Annotated in this window: 19 protein-coding genes; 12 read left to right on the forward strand and 7 right to left on the reverse strand. The window is 72.1% G+C overall.

The window, feature by feature from the left end; translation table 11 throughout:
* Positions 1-7: 7 nt before the first annotated feature.
* Positions 8-493 (reverse strand): peptide deformylase, encoded by a 486-nt coding sequence (def, locus tag HD597_RS63220; protein ID WP_253759163.1) that lies wholly within the window; start codon positions 491-493, stop codon positions 8-10.
* A 95-nt stretch (positions 494-588) separates the two neighbouring features.
* Here def and HD597_RS63225 point away from each other — a divergent pair, with 95 nt between their 5' ends.
* Positions 589-1,059: a ribose-5-phosphate isomerase gene (locus tag HD597_RS63225; RefSeq protein ID WP_253759165.1), complete on the forward strand. Its 471-nt coding sequence runs from the start codon at positions 589-591 to the stop codon at positions 1,057-1,059.
* 45 nt (positions 1,060-1,104) lie between these two features.
* Here HD597_RS63225 and HD597_RS63230 read toward each other — a convergent pair whose 3' ends face one another.
* Together HD597_RS63230 and HD597_RS63235 are read right to left on the reverse strand one after the other, a co-directional pair.
* Positions 1,105-1,251: a hypothetical protein gene (locus HD597_RS63230; RefSeq protein WP_187414810.1), complete on the reverse strand. Its 147-nt coding sequence runs from the start codon at positions 1,249-1,251 to the stop codon at positions 1,105-1,107.
* A 15-nt stretch (positions 1,252-1,266) separates the two neighbouring features.
* The gene (locus HD597_RS63235; RefSeq protein ID WP_253759167.1) at positions 1,267-2,493 is read right to left on the reverse strand and encodes a GNAT family N-acetyltransferase; all 1,227 of its coding nucleotides are present in this window, start codon (positions 2,491-2,493) and stop codon (positions 1,267-1,269) included.
* Positions 2,494-2,611: 118 nt separating this feature from the next.
* On the opposite strand from HD597_RS63235, the gene HD597_RS63240 reads away from it, so the two are divergent.
* Positions 2,612-3,724: a PP2C family protein-serine/threonine phosphatase gene (locus tag HD597_RS63240; protein WP_253759169.1), complete on the forward strand. Its 1,113-nt coding sequence runs from the start codon at positions 2,612-2,614 to the stop codon at positions 3,722-3,724.
* Between the two features lie 256 nt (positions 3,725-3,980).
* Here the strand turns inward: HD597_RS63240 and HD597_RS63245 are convergent, their stop codons facing one another.
* Entirely contained in the window at positions 3,981-4,577 is a 597-nt protein-coding gene (locus HD597_RS63245; protein ID WP_253759171.1) for a response regulator transcription factor, read from the reverse strand.
* 154 nt (positions 4,578-4,731) lie between these two features.
* On the opposite strand from HD597_RS63245, the gene HD597_RS63250 reads away from it, so the two are divergent.
* Positions 4,732-6,036, forward strand: a complete 1,305-nt coding sequence (locus tag HD597_RS63250) for a M50 family metallopeptidase (protein WP_253759173.1) — start codon at positions 4,732-4,734, stop codon at positions 6,034-6,036.
* Positions 6,037-6,052: 16 nt separating this feature from the next.
* On the opposite strand, the gene HD597_RS63255 is transcribed toward HD597_RS63250, so the two are convergent.
* Positions 6,053-7,135, reverse strand: coding sequence for a sensor histidine kinase (locus tag HD597_RS63255; protein ID WP_253759175.1), 1,083 nt, complete (start codon positions 7,133-7,135; stop codon positions 6,053-6,055).
* A complete protein-coding gene (locus HD597_RS63260) occupies positions 7,132-7,785 on the reverse strand; it encodes a response regulator transcription factor (protein ID WP_253759177.1) in 654 nt (217 codons plus the stop codon). The genes HD597_RS63255 and HD597_RS63260 overlap by 4 nt, the downstream gene beginning before the upstream one ends.
* Before the next feature lie 108 nt (positions 7,786-7,893).
* Between HD597_RS63260 and HD597_RS63265 the strand changes: the two genes are divergently transcribed.
* From HD597_RS63265 to HD597_RS63305, 9 genes are all read left to right on the forward strand, one after another.
* Positions 7,894-8,205: a hypothetical protein gene (locus tag HD597_RS63265; protein WP_253759179.1), complete on the forward strand. Its 312-nt coding sequence runs from the start codon at positions 7,894-7,896 to the stop codon at positions 8,203-8,205.
* 84 nt (positions 8,206-8,289) lie between these two features.
* Positions 8,290-9,168 (forward strand): ABC transporter ATP-binding protein, encoded by an 879-nt coding sequence (locus HD597_RS63270; RefSeq protein WP_253759181.1) that lies wholly within the window; start codon positions 8,290-8,292, stop codon positions 9,166-9,168.
* On the forward strand, positions 9,165-10,214 hold the full coding sequence (locus tag HD597_RS63275) for an ABC-2 membrane transporter-related protein (RefSeq protein WP_253759183.1): 1,050 nt from the start codon (positions 9,165-9,167) through the stop codon (positions 10,212-10,214). Before HD597_RS63270 ends, HD597_RS63275 begins: the two co-directional genes overlap by 4 nt.
* Positions 10,211-11,629, forward strand: coding sequence for a S41 family peptidase (locus HD597_RS63280; RefSeq protein ID WP_253759184.1), 1,419 nt, complete (start codon positions 10,211-10,213; stop codon positions 11,627-11,629). Before HD597_RS63275 ends, HD597_RS63280 begins: the two co-directional genes overlap by 4 nt.
* Before the next feature lie 6 nt (positions 11,630-11,635).
* Positions 11,636-12,784, forward strand: a complete 1,149-nt coding sequence (locus tag HD597_RS63285) for an alpha/beta hydrolase family protein (protein ID WP_253759185.1) — start codon at positions 11,636-11,638, stop codon at positions 12,782-12,784.
* Between the two features lie 152 nt (positions 12,785-12,936).
* Positions 12,937-13,857, forward strand: coding sequence for an ABC transporter ATP-binding protein (locus HD597_RS63290; RefSeq protein ID WP_253759186.1), 921 nt, complete (start codon positions 12,937-12,939; stop codon positions 13,855-13,857).
* Positions 13,858-13,886: 29 nt separating this feature from the next.
* Complete coding sequence (locus HD597_RS63295; protein ID WP_253759187.1) at positions 13,887-14,672, forward strand: ABC transporter permease; 786 nt, start codon at positions 13,887-13,889, stop codon at positions 14,670-14,672.
* Positions 14,673-14,692: 20 nt separating this feature from the next.
* Complete coding sequence (locus tag HD597_RS63300; RefSeq protein WP_253759188.1) at positions 14,693-15,961, forward strand: sensor histidine kinase; 1,269 nt, start codon at positions 14,693-14,695, stop codon at positions 15,959-15,961.
* A complete protein-coding gene (locus HD597_RS63305) occupies positions 15,958-16,623 on the forward strand; it encodes a response regulator transcription factor (protein ID WP_253759189.1) in 666 nt (221 codons plus the stop codon). Before HD597_RS63300 ends, HD597_RS63305 begins: the two co-directional genes overlap by 4 nt.
* 5 nt (positions 16,624-16,628) lie before the next feature.
* On the opposite strand, the gene HD597_RS63310 is transcribed toward HD597_RS63305, so the two are convergent.
* On the reverse strand, positions 16,629-17,585 hold the full coding sequence (locus tag HD597_RS63310) for a coiled-coil domain-containing protein (protein ID WP_253759190.1): 957 nt from the start codon (positions 17,583-17,585) through the stop codon (positions 16,629-16,631).

A 17,585-nucleotide genomic window follows, 5' to 3' on the forward strand; every position in this document is an offset into this window, starting at 1 on the left:
CGTCAATCTATGCCTTGAGCATGATCTCCCGGGCCTCGTCGCGCGGCAGGCGATCGACGTACAGCTTGCCGTCGAGGTGCTCGGTCTCGTGCTGGAAGCACCGGGCCAGCGAGCCGCGGGCCTTGACGCGTACGGGACGCTGCAGCCGGTCCAGGCCCTCGACGGTCACGCCGGCGGCGCGGGCGACCGTGGCGTAGATCGGCTGGCGGGTCCGGCGGTCGGGCACGGACAGGCAGCCCTCCTCGTCGGGCACGTCCTCGGGGTCGTCCACGGTCAGCAGCGGGTTGATCACGTGACCCTTGCGCCCGGCGATGTCGTAGACGAACAGCCGACGCGACACGCCGATCTGCGGGCCCGCGAGACCGACGCCGTTGACCGCGTACATGGCCTGGAACATCTCGTCGATCAGCCGGCGCAGCTCCCGGTCGAAGTCCGTCACTGGCTCTGCGGGCGTGCGCAGGACGGGATCGCCGATGACGCGGATCTCTCGCATGGCTCTCTGCTTTCGCGATGTAAGGACTGGACTGGGTTGGAGGCCCTTACTCTAGCGGGCGAGCCTGATCGGCGGGGCTGTGGAAGACTGGTCGGGTGCGTGTCTACATCGGTGCCGACCATGCCGGCTATGAGCTCAAGAACCACCTGGTGTCCTGGCTGAAGGACCACGGGCACGAGGTGACCGACTGCGGTCCCTTCGTCTACGACGCCGAGGACGACTATCCGGCGTTCGTCCTGCGGGCGGCCGAGGGCGTCGCCGGCGACCCCGGCAGCCTCGGGGTGGTCATCGGAGGGTCGGGCAACGGCGAGCAGATCGCCGCCAACAAGGTGCGCGGCATCCGCTCGGCCCTGGCGTGGAGCGAGGAGACGGCGAGCCTGGCCCGCGAGCACAACAACGCCAACGTCGTCAGCGTCGGAGCCCGCATGCACTCCCTCGACGAGGCCACCCGGTTCGTGGAGGTCTTCCTGGGCACGTCGTTCTCCGGCAGCGAGCGTCACAGCAGGCGCATCGCGCAGCTGACCACGTACGAGACGATCGGCCAGCTGCCCTCGCTGCCCCAGTAGGCGCCCGGAGGGCCCGCCGGCGTGCGGTGCGGGCCCCTCCGGCCCTCAGCCCTTGCGCTTGGAGTCGCGCCTGGGCATCTCATCGCGCAGGGGCCGCCGGTCGGCGGCCTCCTGCTGTTCCTTCGACGGCCTCGACACGTCGCGGGCGCGCATGGCGACGACCGCCGTGATCTGCAAACTCTGCAGCGCCATACCGTCGAGCCTACGTCAGAACGTCAGCCCGGCCCACGGCTTCGGGCTCCACGACATGGCGGTGGCCAGCCTGCGCACGGCGCCGGATGAGTGCTCGCGCAGCAGGCCCGCGTCGAGCCGCTCGCCCAGCATGCCGTCACCCAGGTACGCGGACCCGAGCGCGGCCACCGGCAGCGTCACGTCCGGCTCCTCCTCCACCGGCTTGCACTCGGCGCCCGTCAGGTCGGCGGTGAGCCGCCAGCGGCGGGCGTTCCACGGGCACACGTCGTCCTCGACCTCGATCACCACGTCCACCGGCGCCGCGTACGCCCGCTCGGTCAGCGCCTTGTCGACCTCGACCAGGCGTACCCACAGCTCGTCGGCCCACCGCGCGCGCAGCCGGCGCTGGTCGGCCAGCAGCGCGATCACCGGGTCGTCCACCGGCCTGCCGGCCTCGACCGTGGAGACCAGGTCGCGGTCGAGCACGCTGCGCCAGAGCAGGGCGTAGGCCGCGGGGTCGGCGGCCTCCAGCTCCTGCAGCTTCAGGGTCCCGTCGGGGACGCCCGTCTCGTCCCAGGACGACTTGATGCGGAACAGGGCGTAGCCGCGCACGCCGCCGTCGTCCTCGGCCAGGACCGTGCGCAGCGACCCGGCGCCGTGCTGGTCGTACTCCTCGTCGGCCAGCACCGAGGTCCAGAACTCGGGCTTGCGCTCGTAGCGGCCGGGCCGGCGTGCGACGACGGCGGCGAACAGCGTCTCCAGCTCCGGGCGGACGTCCGCGGGCTTGGCGACCCTGAGCCTGAGCGAGGGGTCCTGCGGCGCGCCGGGGACGAACGCGGAGCGGTGCGTGTCGACCTTGAAGGACAGCTCCGCGGCGGCCCTGCCGTAGCCGTACCGGCCGTAGATGAGCGCCTCGGAGGCGTAGAGGGCGGCCACGGACTCGCCGCGCTCGCGGATGTCGGCGAGCTGCCTGCGCATCAGCGACGACAGCACGCCGCGGCGCCGGTGAGAGGCCAGCACGCTGACGGCGGTCACGCCCGCGACGGGGAGCTGCCTGCCGGGCACGGTCATCGTGAGGCTGAAGACGCCGGTGACTCCCACGATCTGCTCGCCGTCGAAGGCGGCGAGGGTCCGGTCGAACTCGGTCTGCGCCTTGAACCGCTCGGCCTGCTTGGGATGGGGTGTCCAGCCGAACGCCTCTTCGTTCACCCTGGCGAAGGCCGGCCACTCGGACTCGTCAATCGGGCGGATGGGATACGTCATCCGTCCACGGTATGAGCGGGCAAAGGGGGACGGCCACCCAATATACGGCCTTAATGATCAAGGCGTTGGTCAAGTGGGCTGCCCAAACACGGGTCAGACCGATACAGTCAGGCGCATCATGAGTTCCCGACCGGCGCCGCTGATCCCGCCACGGGTCCGCGCGGCCCTGGTGCGGGTGCCTGGTCTGGTGCCTGTCGTGCGGTTCGTCCGGCGCGCGCTGGCCCGCGACCGCAACCTGCTCGGCACGCTGGTCGTGGTGGCGCTCGTCATCGGGTTCCTGGCGGCCGAGGTCTCCAACGAGTGGTTCTCGCCCTCCCTGCTCATCCTGGTCACGCTCGTCGGCGGGCTGCAGCTCAGGCTGGCCAGCCTGGTCAAGCTGCTCGTGGGGGTCGGGGTCGCGCTCGCCTACGTCGCCGCCAACCTCGGCGCGGGCCGGGTCGGGCTGGGCCTGACCGTGACCATCGCTTTCACCGCCGTGCTCGCCGTGCTCATGGCCCGTACCAGGGGCAAGCTGGGCGTGCAGGGCCTGCGCGGCGACGCCATGCTGCTGGAGCTGCGCGACCGGCTCAGGAGCCAGGGAGAGCTGCCCGCGCTGCCCAAGGACTGGGGCGGCAAGGTGGTGCTCAAGCAGGCGGGCGGCTCGTCGTTCGGCGGCGACTTCCTGGTGTCCATGCGCGACGGCGACTCCGTCGAGATCGCCCTGGTCGACGTGTCGGGCAAGGGCGTCGACGCGGGCACCAGGGCGCTGCTGCTGTCGGGCACGTTCGGCGGGCTGCTGGGCTCGGTCGACGACTTCCTGCCCGCGTGCAACGCCTACCTGCACAGGCAGCGGGGCGACGAGGGGTTCGTGACCGCGGTGCACGTACGGCTCGACCTGGCGACGGGCGACTACACGATCACCTCGGCCGGGCATCCGCCGGTGGTCAAGTTCGACGCGGGCACCGGCAACTGGCAGGTCGCCTCGGCCAAGGGCGTGGTGCTCGGCGTGGTGCCCGACCTGCACTGCGAGCCCGACAGCGGCACCCTGCGCAAGGGCGACGCGCTGCTGCTGTTCACCGACGGGCTGATCGAGCAGCCGGGGCGCGACATCGACGCCGGCCTCGACCGGCTGCTGGGCGAGGCGGAGCGGCTGCTGCCCTCCGGCTTCCGCGACGGCGCCAGGGCGCTGGTCAACGCCATGGCCTCCGGCCACAACGACGACTGCGCGCTGGTGCTCATCTGGCGCCCGTGAAGGTGCCCCTGAAGGTGCCAGTGAATGCGCCTTTGAATTCGCCCGTGAACGAGCCTGTGAAAGTGCCCGGGAAAGTGCCCGTGAGGGCGCGCGTGCAGGAGCCCGTGCAGTGACCGCGGACCCGTGACGTTTCACATGGGCCGGTCGTGATGGCGGTCACTGGCAGCGGCCCGGCCCGGCTGAGATCCTCTAGGTGTTCGGGCCCCGGCGGAGCGGCGCGGCTCCACCGGGTCCCGTCACCAGCGCCGGATCCTCCTCACAACCAGCCGCAGTCGCTGGCGATGCGTACGGCGTCCAGCCGGTTGCGCGCGCCCGTCTTGCACATGATGCGCGACAGGTGGTTGCGCACCGTGCCCACCGACAGGAACAACTCGTCGGCGATCTCCGTCGACCGCGCCCCGCCCGCCGCGATCCGCAGCACGTCCAGCTCCCGCCTGGTCAGCGGGTTGGACGCGCACTGCAGCGCGGCCACGGCCAGCTCCGCCTCGATGGCCTGCCGGCCCGCCGCGACCTGCCGCACCCCCTCGGCCAGCCGCTCCGGCGGCACGCACAGGCTCATGAACCCGAGCGCGGGCCCGGCCAGCGCCTCGCGCACCTGCCCGGGATTGGGCGTGGCCGACAGGATCAGCACCCCGCACCGGGGCACGTGCTCGGCCAGGGCGCCGGTCACGGCGGGCCCCGGCAGGTCGAGATCGACCACGGCCACGTCGGCCTCGGACGACAGCGCGGCGCGCACCACCTCCTCCGCGCGTACGGCCTCGGCGACCACCCGCAGGTCGGGCTCGGCCCCGAGGGTGGCGTGCAGGCCACGGCGCACCAACGGCAGATGCTCGGCGATCAGTATGCGGATCAAGACGTCCCCCTCCGTCGTCTCCCAGGGTGATCGTGCGATCGCGGACTGTCAATGCCAAGGAAAAGCGGTACGCCATGACGCGTGGGGAGTTCGACTACTCTGGGGCTGTCGGTCCTTTCGTCTGTCCTTGTCGTCTGCCGGGGAGCGCGCCTAGATGAACTGGCTCTACGTCGTGGGGATCATCCTGTTCCTCCTCGGCCTGATGGTCTCCATCGCGCTGCACGAGCTCGGCCATCTGGTGCCGGCCAAGCTCTTCGGCGTCAGGGTGACCCAGTACATGGTGGGCTTCGGCTCCACGGCGTGGTCGCGGCGCAAGGGCGAGACCGAGTACGGCATCAAGTGGATCCCGTTCGGCGGCTACATCCGCATGATCGGCATGCTGCCGCCGCGTCCCGGCGACGAGCCGGGCACGCTCAGGAGCACGGCGACCGGCCCGTGGCAGGGCCTGATCGAGTCGGCCCGCGACGCCGCGCAGGAAGAGGTGCGGCCGGGTGACGAGGATCGCGTCTTCTACCGCAAGAAGTGGTGGCAGAAGGTCATCATCATGTCCGGCGGCCCGGCGATGAACTTCGTGCTCGCCTTCATCTTCTTCACCATCCTGCTGGTCGGCATCGGCCTGCCGACCTGGGCGCCGATCGTCTCGCCCGACACCAACACGTGCGTGATCCCGATCTCGGAGCAGCGCACCCAGTGCACGGCGACCGACAAGCCCACCCCGGCCGCGCAGGCGGGCATGAAGCCCGGCGACCGGATGGTCAGCTTCAACGGCAAGCAGATCGGCTCGTGGGAGGACGCCACCCGGCTGATCCGCACCCACGGCGCCGGCCCGGTGCAGCTCGGCATCGTCCGCGACGGCAAGCCGATGACGCTCGCCGTCACGCTCATCGCCCAGGACCGCCCCAACCTCGAGGACCCCCAGAAGATCGACAAGAACGTCGGCTTCCTCGGCGTGCTGCCCACCGAGGTCATGCAGCAGCAGAGCATCGGCCAGGTCATCGGCTACATGGGCGAGCTGACGGGCCGGGTGGCGAGCTCGCTGCTCAACCTGCCGGAGAAGATGGTCGGCGTCTGGCACGCCGCCTTCTCGGGCGAGGAACGCGACCCCGAGGGCCCGGTCGGCGTGGTCGGCGCGGGCCGCATGGGCGGCGAGATCCTGGCCTCCGACCTGTCCACCGAGAAGAAGATCGCCATCTTCGTCAACCTGCTGGCCGGCTTCAACCTGGCGATCGGCATGTTCAACCTCATCCCGCTGCTGCCGCTCGACGGCGGTCACATCGCCGGCGGCCTGTGGGAGGGCGTCAAGCGCGCCTTCGCCAGGATGCTGCGGCGGCCGGAGCCGAAGTACGTCGACATCGCCAAGGTGCTGCCACTGACGTACGCGATCGCGATCGTGATGATGATCATGGCGGGCCTGCTCGTCTACGCCGACCTCGTCAACCCGCTCACGCTCACGAACTGAGCCCGCGGCGGGCGTCTCACCCCTGCTCCAGGACGACGGTGACGCCGAGCCCGCCGCCCGGCAGGGGCCGGGCCTCCATCGTGCCGTGGTGGGCCTCGACGATGGCGGCCACGATCGACAGGCCCAGCCCCAGCCCGTCGCCACTGGCCTTCTTGCCGCCCTCCAGGCGCTGGAACGGCTGCACGAGCAGGTGCACCTGGTCGGGTGTGATCACGGGGCCGCTGTTGGCGATCCTCAGCGCGGAGCGGCCGGCGCGCGTGGCCGTCGTCACCTCGATCCGGCCGCCGGGCACGTTGTAGCGCACGGCGTTGTCGAGCAGGTTCGTGACCAGGCGCTCGATGAGGGCGCGGTCGCCGGACGCGGGCGCCGGGCCGAGATCGCGTGAGACGCCGATCCCCGGATGCTCGTCGAGGGCCTGTTCGGCGATCACCGCCAGGTCGAGGGGCTCCCGCTGGGTCAGGCCCTGCTGGCTGCGGGCCAGCACGAGCAGGGCCTCGATGAGGCGCTCCTGGTGCTTGCCCGCGGCGACGACCCGTTCCAGCACGCCCCGCAGCGCCGCCGCGTCGGCGTCAGGGTCGGCGAGCGCGACCTCGGCCATGGCACGCTGCAGCGTCAGGGGCGTACGCATCTCGTGCGAGGCGTTGGCCACGAAGCGCCGCTGGGCGGTGAAGGCCGCCTCCAGCCGGTCCAGCAGCTCGTCGAACGTGTCCGCCAGCCCCTTCAGCTCGTCGTCGGGCCCCGACGCCGCCAGCCGCCGGTCGAGCCGGTCGGCCGTGATGCGCCGTACGGTCGCCGCCATCTCGCCCAGCGGCCGCAGCACCCGCCCGGCCACGAGCCAGCCCAGCGCCATCGCCGCGCACGCCATGACGGCCAGTGCGATCAGGGAGTTGACCAGCAGCCTGCTCAGGGTGTCCGCCTGGGCCGCGCGAGGCGCGGGGACGGCCACGGCGAGGCCGCCGAACGGCGCGGGGGCGGCGGGCGGCGCGGGGAAGGGGGAGTACCTGACCAGGAAGTGGATGAGCGCGACCAGCACCACTCCGGCCAGCAGGAACAGGCCGCCGTAGAGCGCGGTCAGGCGCAGGCGCACGGTCCGCCTCATATCCGGTATCCGGCCTGCGGGACCGTCTCGATCAGCGGCGGGTCGCCGAGCTTGCGGCGTAAGCGGCTGATCGTCACCTTCACGGTGTGCGTGAACGGGTCGGCGAACTCGTCCCAGCCGCGCTCCAGCAGCCGCTCGGCGGAGACCACCGCGCCCTGCGCGGCCAGCAGCAGCTCCAGCACGGCGAACTCCTTGGGGCTCAGCGGCAGCCGGCGCCCGTCGCGGGTGGCGATCCGGGTGGCCGGGTCCAGCCGCAGGCCGCCGTGGACGAGCACCGTGGGCAGGGCCTGCTGTGACCGCCTGGCCAGCGCCCGGACCCGCGCGACCAGCTCGGCGAAGGCGAACGGCTTGGGCAGGTAGTCGTCGGCGCCGATGCCGAGCCCGCTCACCCTGTCGTCGATCGTGCCCGCGGCGGTCAGCATCAACATCCGTGCGGGGTTGCCCGAGGCGGCCAGCGACCGGCACACCTCGTCACCGTGCAGGCCGGGCAGGTCCCGGTCGAGCACGACCACGTCGTAGTGGTGGACGCCGGCGCGTTCGAGCGCGTCCGGTCCGTCCAGCACCACGTCCACGGCCATGCCCTCGCGGCGCAGCCCCGCGGCGACCGTCAGGGCCAGTTCCTCGTGGTCCTCGACCACCAACACCCTCATGATCCCCGGGATGCCTGCCACCGGGGTCACAGCGGGGTAACCATCGCCGTCACCGCCGTGTAACCCCCGCCCGGCTTGGCTGAGGCCACCCGAACGAACGGAGGCATGATGATCAGAAAGTTGGTCCTGGCCGGCGTCATTCTCGTCGCCGGGCTGAGCCCGCTCCCCACCGCCGAAGCGGCGCCCGCCGGTGACGGCAGGGCGTTCACGGCCTGCATGCGCACGCACGGCCTGCCAGGCTTCCCCGAGGTCACGTTCTCCTCCGAGGGCCTGATCAACCTCGAGATCGAGGGCGAGCGCGTGGACGTCCTGTCCGGGAAGTACGGGGCGGCGTTGCGGGCCTGCGAGTCGCTGCTCCCCGCCCGCTCCCGGCTGCCGGTCCCGCCGCAGCCGCCGTCAGCCCCGCCGCTGCCGTTCTAGCGTCTTTACCGGCCCCATACATCTGCCTGCCTAAAGTACTAGGACACTAGATAAAGTAATAAAGCCTGATCAGGAGGACATCGCGTGACTTCTGTCTTAGAGGCACAGGGGCTGGGCAAGAGGTACGGCAGGCGCTGGGCCCTGCGCGACTGCACCATCGACATCCCCCAGGGCCACGTCGTCGGCCTGGTGGGCCCCAACGGCGCCGGCAAGACCACGCTGCTGAAGCTGGCCACCGGCGTGCTGGAGCCCACCACGGGCGGCATCGGCGTGCTGGGCGGCCGTCCCGCCGCCGGGCACGAGCAGCTGGCCAGGGTCGGCTTCGTGGCCCAGGACACCCCCGTCTACGCCGCCCTGACCGTCGGCGACCACCTCCGGCTGGGCGCCCGGCTCAACCCCGGCTGGGACGCCGGGCTGGCGCGGGAGCGGATCGCGCGCCTCGGCCTCGACCCCGCGCACCGCGCGGGCAAGCTGTCCGGCGGCCAGCGCGCCCAGCTCGCCCTCACCCTCGGCCTGGCCAAACGGCCGGACCTGCTGATCCTGGACGAGCCGGTCGCCTCGCTCGACCCGCTGGCCCGCCGCGACTTCCTGCAGGGCCTGATGGAGGCCACCGCCGAGCACCGGTTCAGCGTGCTGCTCTCCTCCCACCTGGTCTCCGACCTGGAACGCACCTGCGACTACCTGATCGTGCTCGTCGACTCGCGCGTCCGGATCGCCGGCAGGGCCGAGGACCTGCTGGCCGCCCACCACCGGCTCACCGGCCCGCGCCGCGCCGACGGCACCCCGCCCACCGGCGGGCAGGTCGTCTCTGCCCGGCACACCGACCGGCAGAGCACCTTCGTCGTGCACGGCGACGCCCCGGCCGCCGACCCCGCCTGGACGGTCGGCCGGCTCGGCATGGAAGACCTCGTCCTGGCCTACATGGACCACTCCGTCGCCGCCGACCTGGAGGCCGCACGATGATCTGGCTGACCTGGCGGCAGTTCCGCGCCGCGGCCACGATGACGGCAGCCCTGCTCGTGCTGCTCGCCGCCGTCCTGCTCATGACCGGCTCGCGGCTCGCCGCCGACTACACCGCCGGGATCGCCTCCTGCACGCCGGGCGACGACTGCGGCAACTTCTACAACCGCTTCTTCGAGGACTACCAGATCCCGTTCCTGGCGAGCACCCTCGTCGTGCTGATCCTGCCCGCCCTGGTCGGGCTCTTCTGGGGAGCGCCGCTGATCACCCGCGAGCTGGAGTCGGGCACGCACCTGCTGGTGTGGAACCAGAGCATCACCAGGACCCGATGGCTGATGATCAAGCTCGGGTTCACCGGCCTGGTCGCCACGGCCGCCGCCGGCATCAGCGGCCTGGCGGTCACCTGGTGGTCAGGGCCGCTGGACCAGTCCGCCCCCGAGGGGTTCGCGCTCATGGACCCCCTGGTGTTCAGCGCGCGGGGGATCGCCCCCCTCGGGTACGCGGCCTTCGCCTTCGCCCTCGGTGTGACCGTGGGCATGCTGGTGCGCCGCACCCTGCCCGCGATGGCACTGACCCTGGCCGTCTTCGCCGCCGTCCAGATCGCCGTGCCCCTCCTGGCCAGGCCCTACCTGATGCCGCCGGTCACGGCCACCTTCGAGCTCGGCAGGGAGAACATCGACGGGCTGGGCATCAGCCGCGAGGGCGTCTTCTCGGTGAACCTCACAGCGGCGATCCCCGGGCGCACGGGCTCCTGGGTCCTGTCCAGCCATCTCGTCGACCCGTCAGGGCGCACGGTCGCCGCCAGCGGCGAGATGGGCGTCGTCCCCGTCTCCACCACGTCGGGGCCCTGCGCGTTGTCGGGAGCCGGGCCGCAGGGCGGCAACGCGTGCATGGTCGAGATCAACCGGCTCGGCTACCGCCAGCAGGCGACCTACCAGCCCCTCGAACGGTTCTGGCCGCTGCAGTGGATCGAGACCGGGATCTACGCCCTGCTCACCCTCGGCCTCACCTGGGCGTCCTTCTGGTGGATCAGGAGGCGCCTGTCATGACCGTCATCAGGACGGTGACAGCCGGGCTCGCCCTCCTCCTGGCGGCGGCCTGCACCGTGCCGTCGCCGCCGCGCCCCCAGGCGAGCACCGCCGCCGGGACGGTCTGCGCGAGCCCCCAAGCGGCTCCCGGAGCGGAGACGGCCACCACGGTCGACGTCATCGAGCAGGCCTACCTCTGCATTCTCACCCACTACTACAGCGCCGCCACGCTCGATGCCCGCACGCTGCTCACCTCGGGATTCGTCGCCCTGACCCAGGAGCTCAACCGCAACGGCCGCGACGTGCCCGAGGCCACCATGCCCGCGCTGAACGGAGACAGGAAGGCCGACTGGGCCGCCTTCGAGGCCGTCTACAGGAAGATCACCGACCAGGTGCCCGACCTGCGCGACAGGCTGGCGGTCGTCACCCTCGAAGCCGTCGTGGCCGCCCTCGGCGACAACCACGCCCGCTGGGTGCACGACGCCAGGCTGCACCCCGACTACTACGACGGCGACGGCTACGGCCTGGGCCTCCAGGCGAACGTCAACGGCCCCCAGGTGGAGGGCAACCCGGGGGCCGCCGTCCCGCCGCTGTTCGTCACCGCAGTCCAGGGCGGCGCGGCGCAGGCCGCCGGGGTGCGGCCCGGCGACGTCATCGAGGCGATCAACGACTCGGCGCCCTTCATCGACGGCGAGCCCACCCCCGCGATCGCCGCCCTCTACCCCGGCTACCCGGAGGCGCGCCCGGTCCGGCTCCGGCTGCTGCGGGAGAGCACCGGGCGCCGCTGGACGGTGACGCTCAAACCGGGCCTCTTCCAGCGGGACCTCGCCGCCCTCCAGGTGGTGCGGTCGAAGCTGCTGGACGGCGGCGTCGCCTACGTGCGGCTGGCCGGGTTCGCCCCCGACTCCGCCAAGCGCACGCTGGCCGCCATCGCCCGGCTGCGCGAGGGCAGGACGCTCACCGGCGTCGTGCTGGACCTGCGCGGCAACGGCGGCGGCATCCCCACGGAGGCGGTGCGGCTGGTGAGCGCGTTCGCCCACGGCAAGGTCACCGGTTACCAGTGCGCCGCGGACGGCACGTGCGAGGCCTTCCGCACCGACGACACCGTCGAGCTGGTGGGGCTGCCGCTGGCCGTACTGATCGACCGCAGCTGCGCCTCGGCGTGCGAGCACGTCGGCTCCGCGGTGAAGGACCTGCGGATCGGCCACCTGGTCGGCACCAGGACGGCCGGCGTCATCTCCGGGCCGTCTCAGCCGTACCTGCTGGCCAACAACACCGTGCTGAGCTTCCCCGCCAAGCACCACCTCGGCCCGAACCGCGAGCTGGTCGACCGGATCGGCGTGCCGCCCGACCACCACGTGGCCCCCACCCCGCGCGACGCGGCGGCGGGGCGCGACCCAGCCCTGGCCCAGGCCCTGACCCTGCTGCACGAGTGAGGGAACATGAGACCCATAGCGGTGGCGCTCGCCGGGCTGGCCGTCCTCGCGGCATCCGCCTGCTCAGCGCCCACCCCGCCCAGACCGGCCGCCGTGTCGCCCCCGCCGTCCGGCCCCGCCACCCTGCCCGCCCCCACGGGCGACCGGCCGGTCGGCACCACCGTCCTGCACCTGACGGACACCTCCCGGCCCGACCCCTGGAACCTGGACGCCGAGGCCAGGGAGCTCAAGGTCACGCTGTGGTATCCGGCCGAGGAGCGGGACGGGCAGCGGGCGCCGTACATGTCGGCCGAGGAGTCGGAGCTCGTGCTGAAGGGGGTCAGGAGCGCGGCCGTGCCCTACGACACGCTCAGCAAGACGGGGACGAACGCCGTCGCCGACGCCGAGCCCGCCGGACGGGAGCTGCCGCTGGTGGTGCTCTCGCCCGGCTTCACCAAGCCGGTCAGCACGCTGACGTCCCTGGCCGAGGACCTGGCCAGCCGCGGGTACGTGGTGGCAGGCATCGACCACCCCTACGAGAGCTACGCCACGACCCTGGCCGACGGGACGGTCGCGGGGTGCCTGGCGTGCGACAGCGACGCGGACCCCGGCTTCGGCACGGGCGTGGTGCGGGGCCGGGCGGCGGACGTCTCGTTCGTGCTCGACCAGCTCCCGTCGAAGTGGGACGGCGCCGCGGTGCTCGACCACTCGAAGGTCGCGATGGCGGGGCAGTCGATCGGCGGGGCGAGCGCCCTGGCGGCCATGGTCCAGGACCCGCGGATCCGCGCGGGGATCAACATGGACGGCACCACGTACGCCCGGATCCCGAAGAGCGGGTTCGCCCGCCCGTTCCTTTTTGTGGGCGCGCCGCCGCACGTCCCCGGCGGACGGGATCCCTCGTGGGAGCGTGACTGGAAGCTGCTGACCGGGTGGAAGCGCTGGATCGTGGTGACGGGCGCGGATCACCAGTCGTTCACCGACAGCCCGCTGCTGCAGGGCTCGCTCGGCATCACGCCCGCGTACGGCGCCCTGTCCCCGCAGCGCTCGGCCGAGCTGACCCGCACGTACGTGGCGGCCTTCCTCGACCAGCACCTGAAGGCGCAGCGGCGGCCACTGCTGGACCAGCCGTCATCGCGCTACCCGGAGGTGAGGTTCTGCCCCTCGGCGTGCGGGTGACTCCACCTTCCCACGGCGGGCGTCCGGATGGCGATCCACCGATCGGTGGATCGCCACCACCGCTCGGCGGGGCCCGCGCCTCCACCGTCCGCCGGCCAGGTCCCGTCTCCTGGTCGATGTCGGGAAGGCGCCGGTCGTAGCACGCTGAACGCATGCCACCAGTGATCGAGGTACGCAACCTCCACAAGCGCTACGACGACAAGATCGCGGTCGACGACGTCTCCCTCACCGTCCAGGAGGGTGAGATCTTCGGCATCCTCGGCCCGAACGGCGCCGGCAAGACGACGACCGTGGAGTGCATCGAGGGCCTGCGCACGCCGGATCGCGGCGAGATCAGGGTGCTCGGGCTCGACCCCCTCAAGGACCACGCCGAGCTGACCCGGCGGCTCGGCGTCCAGTTGCAGGCCGGTCACCTCCCCGAGCGGCTCCAGGTCGCCGAGGCCCTGGAGCTCTACAGCTCCTTCTACCCCGGGCCCGCCGACTGGCGCGCGCTGCTCGACGGCCTCGGCCTGGCGGACAAGGCGAGGACCCGGTACGCCAGGCTCTCCGGCGGCCAGAAACAACGCCTGTCGATCGCGCTGGCGCTCATCGGCAGCCCCCGGGTGGCGATCCTCGACGAGCTCACCACCGGCCTCGACCCGCAGGCCCGGCGCGACACCTGGGACCTGATCGAGGGCGTGCGCTCCGGCGGCGTGACGATCGTGCTGGTCACCCACTTCATGGAGGAGGCCGAGCGGCTGTGCGACCGGCTCGCGGTGATCGACGCCGGCCGCGTCGTCATGGTGGACACTCCCGCCGGCCTGACCGAGCGGGCGCGCATCGGGCAGCGCATCCAGTTCCGCCCGTCCAGGCCGATGGACGACCGCCTGCTGACGAGCCTGCCCGACGTCTCCGGCGTCACCCGCCGGGGCGAGCTGGTCGTCGTCGACGGCAACGACAACGCGCTCAACGCCGTCACCACCGTGCTGGCCCGCAACCAGATCGTGGCCCAGCAGCTACGCGTCGAGCAGGCGAGCCTGGAGGACGCGTTCGTCCGGCTGACCGGCAGGCGCCCCGAAGCCGGCCCCCGGTGAACGACCCACGACGAGAGGACCTCACGCCCATGTCCGCCCTCCACTCCACCGCACCCCCTGTCACCGCCCGGCGAGGCTCCGCGACGTGGCGGCTCATCAAGGCCGAGAGCACGCTGTGCGTCCGGGACAAGGTCGGCCCCCTGTGGGGCATCGGCTTCCCGCTGATCCTGCTGGTCGTCCTCGGCAGCGTCTCCGACCTGCGGCAGCCCGTGGAGGGCGGCGGCGGACTGACGTACTTCGACCTCTACGTCCCTGTCCTGGTCCTGTTCAACCTGGCCATCCTGGCCACGGCCTCCCTGCCGACCACGCTCGCGGGGTACCGGGAGAACGGCGTGCTGCGGCGCATGCGCACCACGCCGGTCGGCCCGGCCCGCGTGCTCGCCGCCCAGCTCGTGGCCAACTTCGCCATCGCGGTCGTCGCGATGGTCCTGTTCCTCGCGGTGGCCCGGCTCGGCTTCGGCGTCGGCCTGCCGGAGCACCTGCCCGGGTTCGCCTTCGCCTGGTTGCTCGCGTCGGCCGCGCTGCTCTCGATCGGCCTGCTCATCACCGCGCTCGCGCCCGGGCGCGGCCCGGCCACGGCGATCGGCACGGTGCTGTTCTTCCCGATGATGTTCTTCGCCGGGCTCTGGGTGCCGATCTCGCAGATGCCGCCGCTGCTGGCGAACATCGCCCACTACACCCCGCTCGGCGCCGGCATGGGGGCGTTCCAGGACGCCTACCTCGGGCACTTCCCGTCCGCCGTGCCGCTGCTGACGCTGACGGCCTACGCGGTGGTGTGCACGTCCGTCGCCGTCCGCTGGTTCCGCTGGGAATAGAATCCGGGTGGGAGAGAGTCTTGAGCAGGAAGATGCCGCAACAGCCGCCGTTCCTTCTGGTCAACGTGGTGCCGTACGTGCTGCTGGCGCCCCTCGTCACGATCCTGGTGACCGTGGAGGGCTGGGCGGGCGGCCCCCTGCTCCTCGACCTCGGCCTCTGCGGGCTGGCCGCCGCGTGGATGCTCGGCATGTTCACCCTGCGTCCCGGCTGGTGGGACCGGCCGCTGATCATGGGGGTGTTCGTCGCGGGGCTGGTCGCGATCACCGCGGTCCTGGTGGTCCGCCACCCCGCCGCCGGGCTCTTCACCCCCGCCGCCTACATCTACTCCTTCACGGTCCTGCGCTGGCCGTGGCGGCTGCTGGGAGTGGCCGCCACGGCGGTCCTGGCCGGCACGGCGCAGGCGTCCGGCGTCCCCGCGACGGACACGTTCGGCGTGACGATGCACGCGACCATCGTCGCCTTCAACATCGCCATGATGTGCGCCTGCGCCTGGGTCCTGCGGATCGCCGAGAAGGAGGAGGAGCGGCGGGAGCAGACCCTCGAAGAGCTGAGCCGGACGAACCGGCTGCTGGAGGCGTCGCTCGCCGAGAACGCCGGCCTGCACGCGCAGCTGCTCGCCCAGGCCAGGGAGGCGGGCGTGCTCGACGAGCGCCAGCGGATGGCCCGCGAGATCCACGACACCCTGGCGCAGGGCCTGACCGGCATCATCGCCCAGCTCCAGGCGGCCGAGCAGATGCACGAGGTCCCGCGGCCGTGGCGGCGGCCCTTCGACGCCGTCAAGAACCTCGCGCGGGAGAGCCTGGCCGAGGCCCGGCGCTCGGTCGACGCGCTGCGGCCCGAGCCGCTGCGGACAGCGCGCCTGAGCGACGCGCTCGCCGACGTCGCCGGCCGCTGGTCGAAGCTGCACGGGCTCCCCGTTCACGTCACGACGACCGGCACGGTACGGCCGATGACACCGGAGGCCGAGTTCGCGCTGCTGCGCACGGCACAGGAGGCACTGGCCAACGTGGCCAAGCACGCGCACGCCACCCGGGTCGGGGTGACGCTGTCCTTCCTGGAGCACGAGGTCGCGCTGGACGTGCGTGACGACGGGAAGGGCTTCGACCCGGCGGGGCTCGAAGCCGGCCCGGCCCCGTCACGGCGGCCGTCCGGCGGCGGTTTCGGCCTGGCCATCATGCGCCAGCGCGTCGAAGGGCTGTCCGGCACCTTACAGATCGAGTCCGAGCCCGGCGCCGGCACCGGGATCTCAGCCTGCCTTCCCACCCTGCCGGCCGGGAGCCACTCATGACCGATCACGCGGCTGAGACCCCGATCCGGATGGTGGTCGCGGACGACCATCCCGTCGTCAGGGACGGGCTGAGCAGCATGTTCGCCTCCGCGCCCGGATTCGAGGTGGTGGGGGAGGCCGCGGACGGCGCCGTGGCCGTACGGCTTGCCCAGGAGCTGCGGCCCGACGTGATCCTCATGGACCTGCGCATGCCGGGCATGGACGGGCTGACCGCGATCAGGGAGCTGGCCCGGCTGGGCGTCACCTCCCGCGTGCTGGTCCTGACGACCTACGACACCGACAGCCACGTCCTTCCGGCCATCGAGGCGGGCGCCACCGGCTACCTGCTCAAGGACTCCCCCCGGGAGGACCTGCTGCGGGGCGCGCGCGCCGCCGCCAAGGGCGACAGCGTGCTGTCCCCCTCGGTGGCGGCACGGCTGATGAACCGGGTCAGGACGCCCGCGCCGCAACTGCTCAGCGGGCGCGAGCTGGAGGTCATCGAGCTCGTGGCGGCCGGCAACACCAACCGCGAGGCGGCCGCCCGGCTGTTCATCACCGAGGCCACGGTCAAGAGCCACCTGCTGAACATCTACGCCAAGCTCGGCGTGGGCGACCGCGCCGCCGCCGTCACCGAGGCGTTCAACCGCGGACTGCTCGTCCCGCGGGCCCCCGAGCAGCCCTGACCTCGCTAGTTCATCGAGATGTGCACGTGGTCGAAGTGGTTCTCGGTGACGCTGCCCCGGTCGGACATGGCGCGCCAGCCGGACCCCTGGTTGATCCGCTGCTTCCAGATCACGTACTTGACGCCCAGCTTGTCCTTGTTCTGGATCGCCCAGGCCGCGATCCGGTCGCCGAGCGCGTTGTTGGCGGCCGTGGGCATCGCGCCGCCCGAGCTCATCATGAAGTCGCAGGCCCGGCCGAGTGGGTGCTCGCCGCTGGAGCCCGAGCGGAAGCAACCCACCGCGAACGGCAGCGAGAAGTTCTTCTCCACCTGCGCCTTCATCAGCCGCGTACGGGAGGTGATGTTGTCGGTGCCCGTGGGCAGCTCAGGCGCCCAGGTGCCGTTGGAGTTGCGGCCCGTGCCGTACGGGATGAGGTCTTCGAGCTTGTCCTTGATGTCCTCGATGACGTCCTCGGCCTCGTCGCGCTGCTCGTCCACCTTGGCCGCGTCCGCCTTGATCCTGGTGGTCAGCGCGGCGGCCTCCTCGCTGGCCTTCTTCTTGTCGTCGCGGGCCTTGGCCACGATCGCGACGAGGGCCTGCTGCTCGGCCGTGAGCTGTTCGAGCAGGGCGGCGCTGTCGGCGTCCGTCGGGAGCATGAAGCCCGGCAGTGAGGAGGGGTCGCCGTTCTGGTAGCGCAGGCGGGCGATGTCGGCGACCCGCTGCTCGGCGCCGGTCAGGGTCTGCTCGGCGGCGGCCAGCTTGGCGGCGGCTGTCTTGGCGGCCTCCTGCGCCTCTGCCAGCTCGACGCGCTTGAGGTTGTACTGCTCGATGAGCTTGTCGACCTTGCTGTTGAGCTGCTTGAGCTGGGCGCGGAGCTGGGCTTCCGTCGGCTTGGGCGCCGCTGAGGCAGGGGCCGCCGACAGGGCGACGGCGGTGGCGGTGATGAGGCCGATGGCAAGGATCGCGGGGGACGAAGCCGCCAC

Origin of the sequence: Nonomuraea thailandensis (assembly GCF_024172165.1) — a bacterium.
GTDB lineage: Bacteria > Actinomycetota > Actinomycetes > Streptosporangiales > Streptosporangiaceae > Nonomuraea > Nonomuraea thailandensis.